Origin of the sequence: Butyrivibrio sp. XPD2006 (assembly GCF_000420865.1) — a bacterium.
Taxonomy (GTDB): Bacteria; Bacillota; Clostridia; order Lachnospirales; family Lachnospiraceae; genus Butyrivibrio.
In genome coordinates this window covers 1-16,062 of record NZ_ATVT01000004.1, presented here as the reverse complement: position 1 = coordinate 16,062, position 16,062 = coordinate 1, and the positions used below count along the sequence as shown (strand labels likewise).

The 16,062-nt window shown below is 45.4% G+C and carries 18 protein-coding genes, 1 tRNA gene and 1 rRNA gene; 19 read left to right on the top strand and 1 reads right to left on the bottom strand.

Annotation, left to right across the window (positions count from 1 at the left end; all coding sequences use genetic code 11):
• Window positions 1-13: 13 nt before the first annotated feature.
• The 11 genes from G590_RS0105765 to G590_RS0105715 all read left to right on the top strand — a co-directional run bounded on the left by G590_RS0105765 (window position 14) and on the right by G590_RS0105715 (window position 9,038).
• Complete coding sequence (locus tag G590_RS0105765) at window positions 14-346, top strand: cupin domain-containing protein (protein WP_022764725.1); 333 nt, start codon at window positions 14-16, stop codon at window positions 344-346.
• Window positions 343-513 (top strand): DUF6472 family protein, encoded by a 171-nt coding sequence (locus G590_RS21510; protein WP_022764724.1) that lies wholly within the window; start codon window positions 343-345, stop codon window positions 511-513. Before G590_RS0105765 ends, G590_RS21510 begins: the two co-directional genes overlap by 4 nt.
• Window positions 514-522: 9 nt before the next feature.
• The gene (locus tag G590_RS0105755; RefSeq protein ID WP_022764723.1) at window positions 523-1,623 is read left to right on the top strand and encodes an ABC transporter ATP-binding protein; all 1,101 of its coding nucleotides are present in this window, start codon (window positions 523-525) and stop codon (window positions 1,621-1,623) included.
• Window positions 1,620-2,510 carry a carbohydrate ABC transporter permease gene (locus G590_RS0105750; protein ID WP_022764722.1) on the top strand — a complete coding sequence of 297 codons (891 nt, stop codon included), beginning with the start codon at window positions 1,620-1,622 and terminating at the stop codon, window positions 2,508-2,510. The genes G590_RS0105755 and G590_RS0105750 overlap by 4 nt, the downstream gene beginning before the upstream one ends.
• Before the next feature lie 25 nt (window positions 2,511-2,535).
• Window positions 2,536-3,408, top strand: a complete 873-nt coding sequence (locus tag G590_RS0105745) for a carbohydrate ABC transporter permease (RefSeq protein ID WP_022764721.1) — start codon at window positions 2,536-2,538, stop codon at window positions 3,406-3,408.
• 21 nt (window positions 3,409-3,429) lie between these two features.
• Complete coding sequence (locus G590_RS0105740; RefSeq protein ID WP_022764720.1) at window positions 3,430-5,016, top strand: ABC transporter substrate-binding protein; 1,587 nt, start codon at window positions 3,430-3,432, stop codon at window positions 5,014-5,016.
• A 52-nt stretch (window positions 5,017-5,068) separates the two neighbouring features.
• The gene (locus tag G590_RS0105735) at window positions 5,069-5,806 is read left to right on the top strand and encodes a hypothetical protein (protein ID WP_022764719.1); all 738 of its coding nucleotides are present in this window, start codon (window positions 5,069-5,071) and stop codon (window positions 5,804-5,806) included.
• Between the two features lie 66 nt (window positions 5,807-5,872).
• A complete protein-coding gene (locus G590_RS0105730; RefSeq protein WP_022764718.1) occupies window positions 5,873-6,541 on the top strand; it encodes an NUDIX hydrolase in 669 nt (222 codons plus the stop codon).
• Between the two features lie 48 nt (window positions 6,542-6,589).
• Window positions 6,590-7,522, top strand: a complete 933-nt coding sequence (locus G590_RS0105725) for a hypothetical protein (protein WP_022764717.1) — start codon at window positions 6,590-6,592, stop codon at window positions 7,520-7,522.
• A 55-nt stretch (window positions 7,523-7,577) separates the two neighbouring features.
• The gene (locus G590_RS0105720) at window positions 7,578-8,321 is read left to right on the top strand and encodes a DUF6033 family protein (protein ID WP_022764716.1); all 744 of its coding nucleotides are present in this window, start codon (window positions 7,578-7,580) and stop codon (window positions 8,319-8,321) included.
• A 15-nt stretch (window positions 8,322-8,336) separates the two neighbouring features.
• Window positions 8,337-9,038 carry a LytR/AlgR family response regulator transcription factor gene (locus G590_RS0105715; protein WP_022764715.1) on the top strand — a complete coding sequence of 234 codons (702 nt, stop codon included), beginning with the start codon at window positions 8,337-8,339 and terminating at the stop codon, window positions 9,036-9,038.
• Between the two features lie 45 nt (window positions 9,039-9,083).
• Here the strand turns inward: G590_RS0105715 and G590_RS0105710 are convergent.
• A tRNA-Ser gene (locus G590_RS0105710) sits at window positions 9,084-9,169 on the bottom strand.
• A 153-nt stretch (window positions 9,170-9,322) separates the two neighbouring features.
• On the opposite strand from G590_RS0105710, the gene G590_RS0105705 reads away from it, so the two are divergent.
• From G590_RS0105705 to G590_RS0105670, 8 genes are all read left to right on the top strand, one after another.
• Complete coding sequence (locus G590_RS0105705; protein WP_022764714.1) at window positions 9,323-10,396, top strand: 6-phosphofructokinase; 1,074 nt, start codon at window positions 9,323-9,325, stop codon at window positions 10,394-10,396.
• Between the two features lie 34 nt (window positions 10,397-10,430).
• Window positions 10,431-12,035, top strand: coding sequence for a DNA polymerase III subunit gamma/tau (gene dnaX / locus G590_RS0105700; protein WP_022764713.1), 1,605 nt, complete (start codon window positions 10,431-10,433; stop codon window positions 12,033-12,035).
• Window positions 12,036-12,037: 2 nt separating this feature from the next.
• Window positions 12,038-12,385: a YbaB/EbfC family nucleoid-associated protein gene (locus G590_RS0105695; RefSeq protein ID WP_022764712.1), complete on the top strand. Its 348-nt coding sequence runs from the start codon at window positions 12,038-12,040 to the stop codon at window positions 12,383-12,385.
• Complete coding sequence (gene recR, locus G590_RS0105690) at window positions 12,385-12,984, top strand: recombination mediator RecR (RefSeq protein WP_022764711.1); 600 nt, start codon at window positions 12,385-12,387, stop codon at window positions 12,982-12,984. Before G590_RS0105695 ends, recR begins: the two co-directional genes overlap by 1 nt.
• A gap of 34 nt (window positions 12,985-13,018) precedes the next feature.
• The gene (locus G590_RS0105685; protein ID WP_022764710.1) at window positions 13,019-14,062 is read left to right on the top strand and encodes an aldose epimerase family protein; all 1,044 of its coding nucleotides are present in this window, start codon (window positions 13,019-13,021) and stop codon (window positions 14,060-14,062) included.
• A gap of 32 nt (window positions 14,063-14,094) precedes the next feature.
• Window positions 14,095-15,321: a DUF5711 family protein gene (locus G590_RS0105680; protein WP_022764709.1), complete on the top strand. Its 1,227-nt coding sequence runs from the start codon at window positions 14,095-14,097 to the stop codon at window positions 15,319-15,321.
• 9 nt (window positions 15,322-15,330) lie between these two features.
• A complete protein-coding gene (locus G590_RS0105675) occupies window positions 15,331-15,786 on the top strand; it encodes a CvpA family protein (protein ID WP_022764708.1) in 456 nt (151 codons plus the stop codon).
• Between the two features lie 205 nt (window positions 15,787-15,991).
• Window positions 15,992-16,062, top strand: a 16S ribosomal RNA gene (locus G590_RS0105670); the annotation flags it as partial.

Here is a 16,062-nt window from a genome sequence, read left to right as displayed (position 1 = left end):
GGAGGATAATAAAATGTTAGATGAGAGATGGGTTTTTTATAAGGATGTTAAGGCAGAAGATCAGGGTAATGGAGTGGTAAGACGTGTTCTTGCATACAGCAAGGATCTTATGTGTGTTGAGAATACTTTTGAGAAGGGCGCTGTAGGTGCGCTTCACCACCATCCGCACACTCAGATCACATATATAGTCAGTGGCAAATTTGAGTTTGAGATTGACGGGGTAAAAAAGATTGTTGAAGCCGGCGACACAATGCTCAAGATGAATGATGTGGTTCACGGATGCGTATGCCTTGAGGCCGGTAAGCTTCTGGACATCTTTAATCCCATGAGAGAGGATTTTGTATGATCTGCGATACCTGCGCAAATTATGTGTATGATGAGGACTGGGAGTGTTACACCTGTATGGTGAACATGGACGAGGATGATTATTACAGACTTATGTCCGGCAATTCCAAGGAGTGCCCGTACTATCAGGATAACGATGAGTACAAGGTGGTAAGACACCAGATCTGAGGGGAAAGTATGAAAATAGTTTTAGAACACCTCACCAAGAGGTTTCCAAACAGAAATAAGAAGATCAAGGATGAGGTGATTGCTGTCTCGGATTTTAACTTTACCATTCCGGATGGCAAGCTTGTGGGGCTGCTGGGGCCATCCGGCTGCGGAAAGAGCACAGCGCTCAATCTTATCTGCGGACTTGAGAAGCCCACAGAAGGCAAGATATATTTTGAGGACCTTGATGTTACGGAGCTTGAACCGGAGAAGAGAGGTGTAGGACTGGTGTTCCAGAACTATGCTCTCTACCCTCATCTTACAGTGAGGGAGAACATCAGATTCCCTCTTGAGAACCTTCGCGGCGAGAATAAACTCACCAAGGAAGCAATGGAGGAAAAGGTACTGGAAGCTGCAAGGCTGGTTCAGATTGATGAACTTCTGGACAGAAAGCCCAATGAGATGTCCGGCGGACAGCAGCAGAGAGTAGCCATCGCCAGGGCTCTGGTCAAGATGCCTAAGGTGCTTCTTCTGGATGAGCCTCTCTCAAACCTTGATGCGAGACTGCGTCTCCAGACAAGGGAGGAGATCAAACGCATTCAGACTGAAACCGGCATAACAACCGTGTTTGTAACTCATGACCAGGAAGAGGCAATGAGCATATCCGATATCATTGTTGTTATGAAGGACGGTGTTCTTCAGCAGATGGGTAAGCCTCAGGAAATCTATGATGAGCCCATTAATCTTTTTGTTGCCAAATTCCTTGGAACACCTCAGATAAATGTTTTTGAAGGCTGCATCAGGGATGATAAAGTCTACATCGGTGATGTCGCCGTTATGGATGCCAAAGGTGCCGGAGACGGGGATGTTTACGTCGCTGTAAGGCCGGAAGGATTTATTGTGGATGAAAACGGACCCTTGGCCTGCAGATTTATCAACAGGGAAGTCATGGGACGCGACACCAGTGTCATTGCTTCCAATGAGCATTTCCTTGGAGAAAACATAAGGGCTATCATTCCTTCTGAGGAGGAAGTTGTTCCTGTAGAAGGCTGCGTGAGATTTTCGCTTAAGCCCCAAAAGGTAAGGTTGTTTGATAAGATCATTGAGGAAAGGATCAGGACAGAGTCATGAAAAAGAACCTGACAGCGTGGCTGTGCCTGCTTCCTGCACTGGCCTTTCTATTGGTATTTATGGTATATCCTCTTGTGGACGTTTTCGTCTACTCTTTTGAAGAGGGCTATAATTTTGCTTCCCAGAGCTATTTTGGCGTTGGGCTTTACAACTATGACTACGTTCTTCATGACCCGTATTTTATCCAGGCCCTGAAGAATACCTTTATCATTGTTATCATCACGGTTCCGCTCTCTACGGGAATCGCTCTTTTCATCTCTTTGGAACTGAGTAATATCAAGGTTTTAAGAGATTTCTTTCAGACCGTCTATTTTCTTCCCTATGTGACCAATACGCTGGCTGTAGGCCTTGTCTTCATGATTCTCTTCAAGAAGACACCGTATTCCGACGGCCTTGTTAATATCCTGATACAGCTCTTTGGCGGAAAGGGCGTCGATTTCATTGACGGTCCCTACTGGGCCAAGATGTTTGTTATGTGCTTTTACACGATCTGGATCGTAATGCCTTTCAAGATACTGATCCTGACAAGTGCTCTGGCATCGGTGAATCCCATGTACTACAAAGCTGCCAAGGTAGATGACACACCACCCTTCAGGGTTTTTTATAAGATCACACTTCCTATGATCTCGCCTATGGTTTTTTATCTTGTGATCACAGGATTCATCGGGGCGTTCAAAGCCTACAGCGATGAGGTGGCTCTTTTCGGAACGGATCTTAACGCAGCGGGAATGAATACGATAGTGGGTTATGTGTATGATATGCTGTACGGAAACAGCGGAGGCTATCCGTCTTATGCATCGGCAGCAGCGCTGATCCTCTTTGCCATAGTATTTACCATCACCACCATTAATCTCATGGTCAGCCGCAAGACTGTATTCTATAGTTAAAAGAGCTTTTTGAGGATTTGAATAAATGGATAACACTCAGATTCAGACAATTGAAAGAGAAAGCAGAATAAAGAAAACGGTAAGAGAAGTGCTCAGATATCTGTTCCTTGCCATCTGGGGGATTCTGGTGCTATTCCCTTTTTACTGGATGATCCTGACTTCGGTAAAGAGCTACAGCTCATATAACTCAGAGTACGTACCAAAGTTTTTCACGCTCAGCCCGACTCTTCAGAATTATATCCAGGCCTTCACAGCCGTGCCGCTTGCCAGGTATTTCTTCAATACATTGATATTCACACTTGTTACCACAGGACTTATGATGATAGTCATCATTTTTGCGGCCTTTGCCTTTGCTAGACTTGACTTTAAAGGAAAAGACATCGTCTTTTCGATGTTTCTCTCTCTCATGATGATACCTAACGAACTGGTCATCATAACCAACTTTGTCACAATAACCAACCTGGACCTTAGAAATACATACCTTGGTCTTATCCTGCCGTCGGTGACTTCGGTTTTCTACATATATCTTCTCAAGGAGAATTTTGAACTGATACCTGAGGAGCTTTACAAGGCAGCCAAGGTTGACGGGACCTCGGACATGAGGTATCTCTTTAAGGTCATGATCCCGATTTCAAAGCCGACCCTTGTGACCATAACTATACTCAAAGTCATTGAGTGCTGGAACAGTTATGTATGGCCAAGACTCATCACCGATGATAAGAATTTCTTCCTGGTATCCAACGGTATCCAGGAGATTAGAGAAAACGGCTTCGGACGAGAGAATATACCTGCCATGATGGCGGCTGTAGTTGTGATCTCGCTGCCGCTGGTAGTGCTGTTTTTGATCTTCAGAAAGAAGATAATGGAGGGCGTGGCCCGCGGCGGAACCAAAGGCTGAGTCCTGATTGCGAGGAATAGTATGAAAAGAATTAAATGTGCGGCTCTGGCTCTTTTGATGAGCGTGACATTCCTGACGGGATGCCATGGAGCTGAGGCTCAGGGGGCGTTTGCCATTCCGGAGAGCTTTGATGAAAATAAAAATATAGAGATCACATTCTGGGCCAAGAACGACACAAACGTGGTACAGAGCAGGATATATTCCCAGGCTATCGAGGATTTTGAAAAGCTCTACCCGAACATCACGGTCAACTTAAGGCTTTATACAGAGTACGGCAAAATCTACAACGATGTAATAACCAACATTTCCACCGGAACAACCCCGGATGTTTGTATTACTTACCCGGATCATATCGCAACTTATCTTACGGGCAACAATGTTGTGGTGCCGCTTGATGATCTTTTTGAAGATGAGAAATACGGTCTTGGCGGAAGTGAGCTCAAATTCGATTCGCCAAGAAAAGATGAGATCGTTCCTGAATTTTTGAACGAGGGAAGAATAGGCGAAAGCTGCTATGCACTTCCTTATATGAGATCCACTGAAGCCTGCTATGTAAACGAGACTTATGTGGAGGAGCTTGGGTTCAAACTTCCTGAAGTCCTTACCTGGGATTTTATGTGGGAGGTGGCTGAGGCTGCTACGGAGAAGAACCCTGACGGCACATATAAAGTAAACGGACAGAACGTCATGATCCCCGTGATCTACAAATCCACCGACAATATGATGATCACGATGCTCAGACAAAAGGGTGCGGATTATACTGACAGTGACGGCAACATTCTGCTTTTTAACGATGATACAAAAGAAATCCTGGAAACGGTGGCGCAGCACACTACCACCGGGGCTTTTTCAACCTTCAAAATTTCAGGGTATCCGGCGAATTTCCTGAATGCCGGACAGTGCATATTTGCCATCGATTCGACAGCCGGATCAACCTGGATGGGCAGCAGGGCGCCTCTCCTTGATATAGCGCCCGATAAGGTTGTGGAATTTGAAACAAAAGTAATGGCGGTTCCTCAGTATGACACATCGGACATAAAGATGATGTCCCAGGGCCCTTCGCTCTGTATTTTTAATAAAAGAGATCCTCAGCAGGTTCTGGCTTCGTGGATTTTTGCGCAGTATCTTTTGACAAATGAAGTTCAGATTGCCTATTCCAAGACAGAGGGATATATTCCGGTAACCACCAAGGCGCAGAACAGCCCGGAATATCAGGATTATCTGGCAAAAGAGGGAGCGGACAACTCGGAACACTATGATGTGAAGATAGAAGCAGTAAAGCTCCTTATGAACAACACAAAGAACACCTTCGTTACAGCGGTGTTCAACGGATCGGCTTCTGTGAGAGATGCTGCGGGGCAGCTGATCGAAAACGTGACCAAGTCGGTCCGCAGGAAAAAAACAGTGGATGACGCCTTTATTGAAGCGCAGTACAAGGAAGTCAGATCGCTGTATCATCTTGATCAGAGGAGTTCAGGGAATGTGGCGGGAGAGAAAAGAGATCTCGGACCGCTTCCCGGGGCATCGAAAGCTCTTTTAACAGTGCTTGTACTGGCATGGGTCCTCATAGGACTTGTCGCCTTTAGGGAATACAAGAAGAAAAAATAATGTGCTATAATCATTTTGCTAAAACAGTAGCACACACAAAAGGAGAAAAATTATGAAAAAGACATTGGCAGTAGTACTTACTATGGTAGTCGCTCTGTCGACTGCAGCATGCGGGGCTTCAGGAAGCGGCAAGTCAGCTAAGAGCGAGGGCGTTATGACCTACGCTGAATACGCAGCAGCTGAGCTTGATTCTGAGGTAGTTGTTGAGACTTATGTTCAGGCTAAGCAGTCCTGGTGGGAAGACAAGGCAACCATCTACACACAGGATGCCGACGGCGGTTACTTCATCTATGAGCTTCCTTGCTCAGAGGAAGACTACAACAAGCTTGTTCCCGGAACCAAGATCAAAGTTACAGGTTACAAGTCAGAGTGGTCCGGAGAAGTTGAGATCGTTGATGCAACTTATGAGGTAGAGAGCGGTGACACATTTGTGGCTAAGGCTGAGGATGTGACAGGCCTTCTTGGCAAGGACGAGCTCATTGACAAGCAGAACATTTTCGCAGCTTTCAAGGGCCTTACAATCGAGCCTTCCAAGGATGCTGACGGCAATGAAGTTGCTTACCTTTACAAGTGGGACGGATCAGGAACAGAGGGTGATGACCTTTACTTCAATGCTTCTGTTGGTGGCCAGACCTATACATTTACAGTTGAATCATACCTTTGCGGTTCTGACACAGAGGTTTACAAGGCGGTTCAGGCTCTCGAGGTCGGACAGACTGTAGACATGGAGGGATTCCTCTACTGGTACGAGGGAGCAAATCCTCATATCACAAAGGTTACAGTTAAGTAATTAAACGTATAAACAAGCCCCGTGGTTCTTTGAACTATGGGGCTTTTGTGCAAAAAGGGGACAATTATGGAAACAGGAAAAATGCCAAAGATTACAAAGGATTGTGTTGAGACCGTAGTGGACAAAAAGTTCCTCAGGGTTTTTGACCTCAAATACGAGGAGGGGAAACACTATTTTGATGCTACAAGAAGGCCTATAGACAAACTTGTTGCGCCTATGGGTGAGGAGGAGTTTAAGGCGATGACGCCGGATGCTGTGAGCTGTGTGGTTATCGTCGAGCTTCCCGGCAAGGAGCCAATGCTTCTTTTCTCATATGAATACAGATATCCGACAGGACGATTCCTTCTTAGTGTTCCTGCAGGCCTTATGGATCCTGAGGATCAGGAAAAAGACAATCCTCTTATCGAGACGGCAAAGAGAGAAATCTTTGAGGAGACAGGAATTGTTGTTGATGAGAAGAGGGATGAGATCTTTGTGATCAACAACCTTCTTTTTAGCAGTCCGGGAATGACTGATGAGAGCAATGGGCTTGTCTGTGTCAAGCTGCGCCTTGATAACCTCGATATGCTGGATCAGACCGGTGCTGTGGGCCAGGAATTCTTTGACGGCTTTGAATTTGTGACCAAGGAGAAGGCAAAAGAGCTTATAAAAGCCGGAGTTGATGACAAGGGGCATTTCTATTCCGTCTATACATGGGCTGCGCTGATGTATTTTATATCAGATTTATGGAAATAAGTGTTATTTCTTTATATAATTTAAAGTACCACGAGGAGGTAACATATTATGAAAAACAGACTTTTGGCAGTACTGACAATGACTACTTTACTAGCTACCATGATGGCCGGTTGCGGCAAAAAGGATGTTCCGCAGGAAGAACCTCCGGCAGCTATAGAGGCATCTACTGAGGAGGCGACTGTGGAAGCGCCTGCAGAAGCGTCTGTAGAAGCAACATCTGATGCAGCTGCAGAAGAAACATCATTTCCGCTCATTACTGCTGACCTTGATGAGACAATCGGGAACGGAATAATCATCTGTTGTAACAATCTTTTTAAGGCCGGCGAGACTCAGGGCGAGGGACATATTCTTATGGACAAGGAAGAGCCTGATGAGAACGGCGAGATCAAATGCTACGTCTTGGAGACTTTCGGAGCATATGAGTTTCAGGACGGAAACTTTGTGGAGTGTGCAGGATCCGGTGTGATTCCGGCTGTTGTTACTGTTAAGAAAAGCGAAGACGGTACATACGAGTTTGTATCCATGGTCGAAGCTGAGGATGGAAGCGGCTTTGTTGATTCCATCAAAGAAAATTTCCCGGAAGCACTCTGGAGCAGATGCATCACCATAGAAGATGATGACAGAAATGAGCTTGAGAAGCAGAAGAAATCCTACGCAGAAGAGTATCTTGCAACCATAGGAAGAGAAGATGTTGAGGTCGGTGATTATGGCGACTTTGAGCACACTCTTTTAACCGATGAAGGTGTATCCGTTGATGTGTCCAACAAGATGCTGGATGTTCAGTCGGGAGACGGATTTGAATTTTTCTGTCCAATGTGGATCGGAGAACGTGAAGTTCTTGAGGAAAATGTCCGATATACATATAAGACAGAGTATGACCAGAAGAATAAGCAGATAATATTCTCAAAGGTTTTGTATGAGACCGGAGAAGTACTGGAGACTTCAACATACGATGCCACTACAGGAGATAAAGTAGACTAAGTGAAATCATAGCAAGGATGCTAACGAGACTTAAACTCGGGAAAAGGAGGGAACCATGAGCAACATTTCTGAAATCACTGCTGCTAACAGCGGAGCGCTGCAAGAAGCCGGGAAAACTCAGGAGACAGGTAAGACCGGTCATTACGGCAAGACTGTTGGAAAGCCCCAGCTCAGTGAAGCCGGTGCCAAGTACTACGAAGAACTGAAAAAGAAATATTCAGGCATGGACTTTGTTCTTGTCAGCAAGGACATGAAAGAATTTGCCAAGCAGAATGCCGGCTCCTATGGCAACGCCAACAGGATGGTAGTCTTGATCGATGAAGAGAAGATCGAGAGAATGGCAACGGATGAGAACTATCGTGCCAAGTACGAAGGGCTTATTTCCAAGGCTCAGTCACAGATGCCGCAGCTTCAGTCGGTAATGGCCAATCAGCCTGGTGTTAAGACAATCGGCATGACAGTCAACGACAACGGAACGGCTTCATTCTTTGCGGTAATGAGCAAGTCCAATCAGGACATGACTGAGAAGATTGCAGCCAAAAGAGCTGAGAAGAAGGCTGCTGAAAAGGCTGAGGCCAAGAAAGAAGCCAAAAAGGAGCAGATGGAAAAGCTCCGGGCCGGGCACACGGATAAATCGGAGAAGGTACCTGATGATGACGATGATTATGTCATCCTTCAGGCTGATTCCGTTGAGGAACTGGTCAAGAAGATTGAGAATTACAACTTTAGTCTGAGAGCGGATTCCGTTCAGACGCCATATGAAAAGAGTATTGGGCAGAGCATAGATTTTAAAGGATAACTATCCGGGGGTTATATGTACAAACTTGCGATATGCGATGATGAGAAAAGCTCTGCTGCTGAGGCGGCAGAGCTTTTGGAAAAGTACAGGGCGGCTCATGGCGGCCTTGAATTTAGCGTGGACATTTTCTACACGTCTCTGGATCTTTTGGGAGCAATGGAAAAGAATGTCTACGACATCTTTTTACTGGACATATATATCGACAAGATCAATGGCATAGAGCTTGCTGAGACGATAATGAAGAACAATGAGAATGCTCACATTATCTTCATGACATCGTCAAATGCCTTTTACAAGGATGCCTTCAGGATCCATGCAGTTCACTATTTGGAGAAACCGATCCTGCAGGAGGATTTCTTTGAAGCCATGGACAGGGTGTGTACTCAGGAAGAGGAGGACCACTACATTACCTTCAGAGAAAGCGGAGAGGTACACAAGATCAAGGTTGATGACATCCTTTATGTAGAGTCTGAGGATCATTATAAGAGAATCGTTACCCATGATGACAATTTCCTTATAAGGAGTACAATGCAGACTATTCAGGAGAATCTGGATTATCCGCATTTTTACTCCATGGGCGTCAAGAGCGTGATCAATTTAAAGAGAGTGCTCAAGATTACCAAGGATTCGGTTGTGATGGAGAACGGAAAAGAGTTCTCGGTTCCAAGAGGAACTTACAGAGTACTGAGCGAACTGGTGCTGAAATATTCATTCTGAAAATGAAAATCTCCCACGTGCTGTGGGAGATTTTATTTTGATAAGCGGAGACGGCGGGATTCGAACCCGCGTGCCCCGGAGGACAAACGCATTTCGAGTGCGCCTCATTACGACCACTTTGATACGTCTCCAAACGCTTCGGATGATGCACCGAAGCGTTTTTTATTATACTTTTTTAATAGTCCGTAGTCAACCGGATTACTTGGCAGTAGTGATAGTATTAATGTATAATTACTAGTAGTGTGCATTTACAAATTTGAATATTCAAAGGAGGCCTTTTTCACATGATGAGAATTGGTATGTTGACTAGTGGTGGTGACTGTCAGGCTTTGAATGCAGCAATGCGCGGCGTTGTTAAGTGTATTGCGCACAGCGGAGAGGAAGTTGAGTTCTATGGCTTCAAGAACGGCTATAGAGGACTCATCTACAGCGATTTCAGAATGCTGACCTCGAAGGATTTTTCAGGTATCCTGACTAAAGGCGGAACTATTCTCGGTAGCTCCAGAACACCTTTTAAGACCATCAGGGAACCTGACGAAAACGGACTTGATAAGGTAGAGGCTATGAAGCAGAACTATTACAAGCTTCAGCTTGACTGCCTTGTAGTTCTCGGAGGCAACGGTTCACAGAAGACTGCAAACCTCCTTTCGGAAGAGGGACTAAATGTGGTATCTCTTCCCAAGACAATTGATAATGACCTTTGGGGCACGGATATGACCTTTGGTTTCCAGAGTGCAGTTGATGTTGCTACCAATGTTATTGATAATATTCATACAACAGCTGATTCCCATGGCCGTGTATTTATTATAGAAGTAATGGGACATAAGGTTGGATGGCTTACACTGAACGCAGGCCTGGCCGGCGGTGCGGATGTAATCCTTATTCCGGAGATTCCTTATGACATCGGCAAGATCTGCGAGGCTATTGAGGCCAGAGATGCAAGAGGCAGCAGATTCACTATCATAGCAGTTGCTGAGGGTGCTATTTCCAAGAAGGATGCCAAACTCTCCAAGAAGGAATACAAAGAGAAGATGGCCAATTACAAGTATCCGTCAGTATCCTATGAAATTGCAGAAGCAATTCAGAAAAAGACAGGACATGAAGTAAGAGTAACGGTTCCCGGACACATGCAGAGAGGTGGAGCTCCGGATCCATATGATCGTGTATTTGCATCAAGGCTTGGTGCGGAGGCAGGACAGCTCATCCTCAACAAGGAATACGGCTTCATGGTGGCTTACAAGAACAGAGAGATTGTTAAGGTTCCTCTTTCTGAGATCGCAGGTAAGCTCAAATATGTTTCACCTGACGCCAGCATCATCAAGGAAGCCAAGATGCTTGGAGTATGCTTCGGGGATTGAGCGATATAAAGTTTTGTTGGAGTAGTTTTTTACAATGGGTTATGTAGCACTATACAGGAAATTCAGACCCCCGGTCTTTGAAGATGTCAAAGGCCAGGATCATATAATTACAACGCTCAAGAATCAGATCAGATCGGACAGAGTCGGACATGCTTACCTGTTCTGCGGAACTCGTGGAACAGGTAAGACTTCTGTTGCAAAGATTTTGGCCAAGGCGGTTAACTGTGAGCACCCAGTGGACGGAAGTCCCTGTGGCGAGTGCGAGATGTGCAAAGAGATCGCGGCCGGCAACAGTATGAACGTAATCGAGATCGATGCTGCTTCCAATAACGGCGTTGATAATGTCAGAGAGATCATCGACGAAGTCTCATACTCCCCGACCAGAGGCAAAAAGAAAGTATACATCATCGACGAGGTACATATGTTATCCGCCGGTGCTTTTAATGCGCTTCTTAAAACCCTAGAGGAGCCGCCGGAATATGTGATGTTTATCCTTGCGACCACTGAGGTTCACAAGATTCCCATCACAATCCTTTCAAGGTGCCAGAGATATGATTTCCACAGGATTACCATCGATGACATCGAGGGAAGACTTAAACAGGTTGTTGATGCAGAAGGCATCAAAGTTGAAGAAAGAGCTCTTAGATACATCGCCAAGACTGCTGACGGATCCATGAGAGATTCCTTAAGCCTTCTTGACCAGTGCATAGCTTTTAACTACGGAGAAGAGCTCACATATGACAAGGTTTTGGGCGTCCTTGGAGCAGTAGACACCGAGGTGTTCAGCAATCTCTTTTCCGCCCTGTATGAACAGGACGTCAACAGAGCACTTACCATTCTCTCAGATGTGGTTATACAGGGAAGGGAACTCACGCAGTTTGTTAACGACTTCGTGTGGTATCTCCGAAACCTTATGCTTGTACAGGCCTCCGATCAGATGGAGGATGTGGTTGATATTTCCACTGACAACCTCAAGACTCTTAAGGAGCAGGCAGCAGGTGTCAGCAGCGACGCAATTTTAAGATTCATAAGGGTCTTTTCCGAACTGAGTTCGAATATCAGGTATGCGACACAGAAGAGGATCCTGATAGAGATTACGCTTATCAAGCTCTGCAAGCCGCAGATGGACAAGGATGAGCAGGATTCCTTCGAGGAGAGGATCAGAATATTAGAGGAACACGACGAGAAGAACAGCAAGGTTCTGAGCGGTATCCAGACCGGGCAGATCGCGGTGGCAGCTGCAGGTGGCGCCGGAGCAATGGCTTCGCCTCTGGTAAAAGAGAAGAAGACTTTGGACAGGGCTGTTCCCGAAGATATACAAAGACTTGTTAAGAATTGGCCTCAGGCCGTGGCAAGAATGGGTAACCCCATGAAGACTTATATGCAGAGAGCCAAGCTCAGTCTTGGCAATGACGACAGACTTCAGGTGGTTTTTGATAATAAACAGCTGGCGGACAAGTATTCAAGCGGAGAGTTTGTACAGGAATTCCAGGACACACTGGATGGCATCCTTGGCAAGCACGTGGAGTATGAAGCCAGATTCCTCGAGCCGACCCAGAATTTCGAGGAGAATTACGTCAACTTACAAAATATTAATTTTGATGTTGTAACAGAAGATGATGAAGAAGAGGAGAATTAACAATGGCAAAAAGAGGCGGATTTCCCGGTGGCGGAATGCCCGGTAACATGCAGAATCTTATGAAGCAGGCGCAGAGAATGCAGCGCCAGATGGAGGAGAGCCAGAAAGAGCTTGAGACCAAGGAGTTTACTGCCAAGGCAGGCGGCGGAGCTGTAGAAGCTACAGTTATGGGCAATAAGACTTTAAAGAGTATCACAATTTCACCTGATGCAGTTGATCCCGATGACGTGGAGATGCTTCAGGACATGATCGTTGCTGCTGTCAATGAAGCAATGAAGCAGGCTGATGAAGCAAGCGGCGCAATGATGAACAAGATGACAGGTGGATTAGGCGGAGGCCTTGGATTTTAATGGAGTTATACAGCGGACATATTAACCGTTTAATTGAAGAACTTTCTGCCCTACCGGGAATCGGAGGCAAGTCCGCTCAGAGACTGGCATTTTATCTGATAAATCTGCCCAAGGACAGAGTCAAGAGACTGGCGGATTCTATTGTGGATGCCAGAGAAAATGTGCACTATTGTGAGGTGTGCTGTACTCTCACCGATGAGGATATATGCCCTATCTGCAGTAATCAGAATCGCGACCATCACACCATCATGGTTGTGGAAAATGCGAGGGATCTCGCAGCTTATGAGAAGACAGGCAAGTACGAAGGCGTGTATCATGTACTTCATGGAGCAATTTCGCCGATGCTTGGAATCGGCCCCGGAGATATAAGGCTGACAGAGCTTATGAAAAGGCTTCAGAATGAGGATATTGATGAGGTGATCATCGCCACCAATTCCTCACTTGAAGGTGAGACAACAGCTATGTATATCAGTAAACTTGTCAAACCCACAGGTATCAAGGTTACAAGAATAGCCAGCGGAGTACCTGTCGGGGGCGACTTGGAATACATTGATGAAGTTACGCTTCTGCGTGCTCTTGAAGGCAGAACGGAGCTGTGAGGCGTGGCGTATTGTACGATTAAGGAGGTTAGAAATGGCAGTAAAAAGAGAGTTTTGGGGAGAGGCTCCAAGTGGTGCACCTATCTATGTGTATCATTTGACCAATCAGTCCGGAGTAGAAGTATGCGTTCTTAACTATGGTTGTACTATCAGAAATATTTTTGTACCGGACAAGAACGGCGAGAAAGTAGATGTGGTTCTCGGCTACGATGATTACAAGGAGTACTTTGTAAACGACTGCTTCCTTGGCGCAACAGTTGGCCCTACAGCTAACAGAATAGCAAATGCCAAGTATTCTATCGATGGAAAAGAGTTTATCCTTCCTATCAACGATGGTCCCAACAACCTTCACACCGATATGAACAACGGATTCCATAAGCGTGTATGGGACGCAGAGGAAGGTGCAAACTTTGTTAAGTTCACACTTGAAGCTGAGGACGGGGATCTTGGTTTCTCCGGAAACAGAGTGTTTGAACTTACTTATACACTTACAGACGACAATGCTCTTGAGCTTCACTATCATGCTACCAGTGATGCCAAGACTCTTATCAACATGACAAATCATGCATATTTCAATCTTGCAGGACAGGCATCCGGAAGCTGCCTTGATCATGTCATGAAGATGTATACAGCTCATTACACACCTGTTATTGATTCTGCAGCAATCCCTACAGGTGAGATTGCAACAGTCGAGGGAACACCTTTCGACTTCAGAGTAGCTAAGACAATTGGCAAGGATATAGATGCAGACAATGAGCAGCTCAAGTTTGTAGGCGGATACGACCACAACTACGCAATTGACGGCGCTGACGGCTCAATGAAGGTATTCTGCGAAGTGACAGCTCCTGCAACAGGAATCACGATGAAGTGCTCAACAGATCTTCCCGGATTCCAGCTCTATGCAGGTAACTTCCTCAACCACCCTCATGGCAAGGGAGGCATTGTTTACAAGCCTAGAGACGGTTTCTGCCTTGAGACACAGTTCTATCCTAACTCAATTAATGAAGCCGGATTCCCTGACTGTGTATTTGGTCCGGACAGAGAGTATGACACAAAGACTGTTTACCAGTTTATTTAATGAAATAAAGGGTATTGTTTGGAGGTTGGCATTTGGCTGAAGTACGTGATTTTGCCTCATATGCAGAAAAAGTTAATAACGGGAATTATGGTCAGAGGTCAGCAGGCGACGAACCTTCTTATAAGGAAAAGATAAGAAATCATAAGCTGGCGGTCCTTTTCAGGACCGTCGGCATTACCTTTGTTGTAGTAATGCTTGTAGCGCTTATCTATCTCAGCTGGAGAGACAAAGAGTATTCTGAAGCTCTTCTGGAGAATGAGACCCCTATAACCAACGGACTTGATTCAAAGGTTCTGGGGCTTGGCGGACATGTTATCCAGTACAGTAAAGATGGTGTGAGCTGCCTCAATCCGGCCGGACAGGTTCTGTGGAACCAGACCTATGAGATGCAGACTCCCATAGCAAGGACCTGTGGTACGGTGGTGGCGGTTGGCGACTACAACGGCCACAATATTTATGTCAGCAATATTTCCGGAGCAATGGGAATGATTGATACAAATCTTCCTATAAGAGACTTTTGTGTATCGTCCCAGGGCGTAGTGGCTGTGGTTCTTGATGGAACAGATGTTACCTGGATCTACTTATATGATGCCGAGGGCAACACCATTGCCAATTTTAAGACCACAATGAAGAACAGCGGATATCCGATTGATATCAGTATATCTCCGAATGCGGAACTGGTATGTGTTTCATATCTTTATCCTGATGAAGGAGCGCTCAAGACCAGCGTGGCGTTTTTTAACTTCGGATCTGTAGGGCAGAACTCTATAGATAACTATGCCAGCGGATATGAGTATCCCGGAATTGTTGTACCTTTTGTGCAATTCATGAACACTGCTTCGTGTTTTGCTGTTTCAGATGACAGAGTAATGTTTTATTCGGGTGATCAGAAGCCTGTCAGCCAGGCGGATTTCTTTACCGGAGAGGAAGAGATCAAGTCTGTATACTACAGCGACTCCTATATGGGACTGGTTTTTCCGAACAGCACCAATGACGGAGCTTACAGACTTCAGGTATACAACGACAAGGGAACTGAGGTGCTTACAACCTATTTCAACATGGAGTGTTCTGAGATCATCTTTAATAACAAGCAGATCATTATCTACAATGAAGACGAGTGCGTTATTATGGATATGAGCGGGCATATCAAGTATCATGACAAGTTTGAAGTGCCTGTAAGGACAATGATCCCTACAAATGTCAGAAGCAAATTTACACTGGTAACAGCAGACAGTGTAGTGACAATGAATCTTAAATAGGTGAATCAGATGAATTTGGAAATATCCCAGATTGTTATCCTGGTAGTGGTTGGATGTCTTTTTCTGTGGAGAATATCATATGGAACAAATAATGGCCTGTTTGCGGAAGCAGCGGGCCTTATTGCTGTAATCGCTTCTTATTTTGCGGTTTATTACCTGATGAGTATTACAGGAAGCGTTTTGGGGAACCGGTTTGGTGAAGTTATACCCAAGATCGGATATCTGGTTGTAGCGTTTGCGGTTTACAGCCTGATGACAGCCCTGGCAAATGCGCTTCGCAAGGTAAAAGAGATACCGATCCTCGGAGGGCTGGACAGATTGCTCGGAGCTGTTCTTGGTGGAATTGAAGCAGCACTTATAATTTATATTGTTGAATATGTCACCGGATTTAAGATTTTGCAACCGGCAATAGCCGCATGCAGCCTGCTTTTCAGCTACATTCAAAAAACTTTTATAAACAATTAAAAAAAGTAGTTGACATGATATATCTCCTGTGCTATTCTAAATAAGCTGTCGCTGAGGCAGTGACAACAAAGCACCTTGACAAATAAACAGTAATGCAACCCTGAAAAATTCTAAGAGAATTATTCAGAAGAAACAAACCAAAAGTAATAACGGACAGAACGAAAGCTAACGTTTTAGTTCTGGCTGGAATTGAACTAACTTATTTAAACGTGAGAGTTCGATCCTGGCTCAGGATGAACGCTGGCGGCGTGCCTAACACATGCAAGTCGAACGGAG

What these genes read in the sequence shown, in the direction of transcription:
- G590_RS0105765 (WP_022764725.1), top strand. Translation starts at nt 14, where the DNA reads ATGTTAGATGAGAGATGGGTTTTTTATAAGGATGTTAAGGCAGAAGAT.
- G590_RS21510 (WP_022764724.1), top strand. Translation starts at nt 343, where the DNA reads ATGATCTGCGATACCTGCGCAAATTATGTGTATGATGAGGACTGGGAG.
- G590_RS0105755 (WP_022764723.1), top strand. Translation starts at nt 523, where the DNA reads ATGAAAATAGTTTTAGAACACCTCACCAAGAGGTTTCCAAACAGAAAT.
- G590_RS0105750 (WP_022764722.1), top strand. Translation starts at nt 1,620, where the DNA reads ATGAAAAAGAACCTGACAGCGTGGCTGTGCCTGCTTCCTGCACTGGCC.
- G590_RS0105745 (WP_022764721.1), top strand. Translation starts at nt 2,536, where the DNA reads ATGGATAACACTCAGATTCAGACAATTGAAAGAGAAAGCAGAATAAAG.
- G590_RS0105740 (WP_022764720.1), top strand. Translation starts at nt 3,430, where the DNA reads ATGAAAAGAATTAAATGTGCGGCTCTGGCTCTTTTGATGAGCGTGACA.
- G590_RS0105735 (WP_022764719.1), top strand. Translation starts at nt 5,069, where the DNA reads ATGAAAAAGACATTGGCAGTAGTACTTACTATGGTAGTCGCTCTGTCG.
- G590_RS0105730 (WP_022764718.1), top strand. Translation starts at nt 5,873, where the DNA reads ATGGAAACAGGAAAAATGCCAAAGATTACAAAGGATTGTGTTGAGACC.
- G590_RS0105725 (WP_022764717.1), top strand. Translation starts at nt 6,590, where the DNA reads ATGAAAAACAGACTTTTGGCAGTACTGACAATGACTACTTTACTAGCT.
- G590_RS0105720 (WP_022764716.1), top strand. Translation starts at nt 7,578, where the DNA reads ATGAGCAACATTTCTGAAATCACTGCTGCTAACAGCGGAGCGCTGCAA.
- G590_RS0105715 (WP_022764715.1), top strand. Translation starts at nt 8,337, where the DNA reads ATGTACAAACTTGCGATATGCGATGATGAGAAAAGCTCTGCTGCTGAG.
- G590_RS0105705 (WP_022764714.1), top strand. Translation starts at nt 9,323, where the DNA reads ATGATGAGAATTGGTATGTTGACTAGTGGTGGTGACTGTCAGGCTTTG.
- dnaX (WP_022764713.1), top strand. Translation starts at nt 10,431, where the DNA reads ATGGGTTATGTAGCACTATACAGGAAATTCAGACCCCCGGTCTTTGAA.
- G590_RS0105695 (WP_022764712.1), top strand. Translation starts at nt 12,038, where the DNA reads ATGGCAAAAAGAGGCGGATTTCCCGGTGGCGGAATGCCCGGTAACATG.
- recR (WP_022764711.1), top strand. Translation starts at nt 12,385, where the DNA reads ATGGAGTTATACAGCGGACATATTAACCGTTTAATTGAAGAACTTTCT.
- G590_RS0105685 (WP_022764710.1), top strand. Translation starts at nt 13,019, where the DNA reads ATGGCAGTAAAAAGAGAGTTTTGGGGAGAGGCTCCAAGTGGTGCACCT.
- G590_RS0105675 (WP_022764708.1), top strand. Translation starts at nt 15,331, where the DNA reads ATGAATTTGGAAATATCCCAGATTGTTATCCTGGTAGTGGTTGGATGT.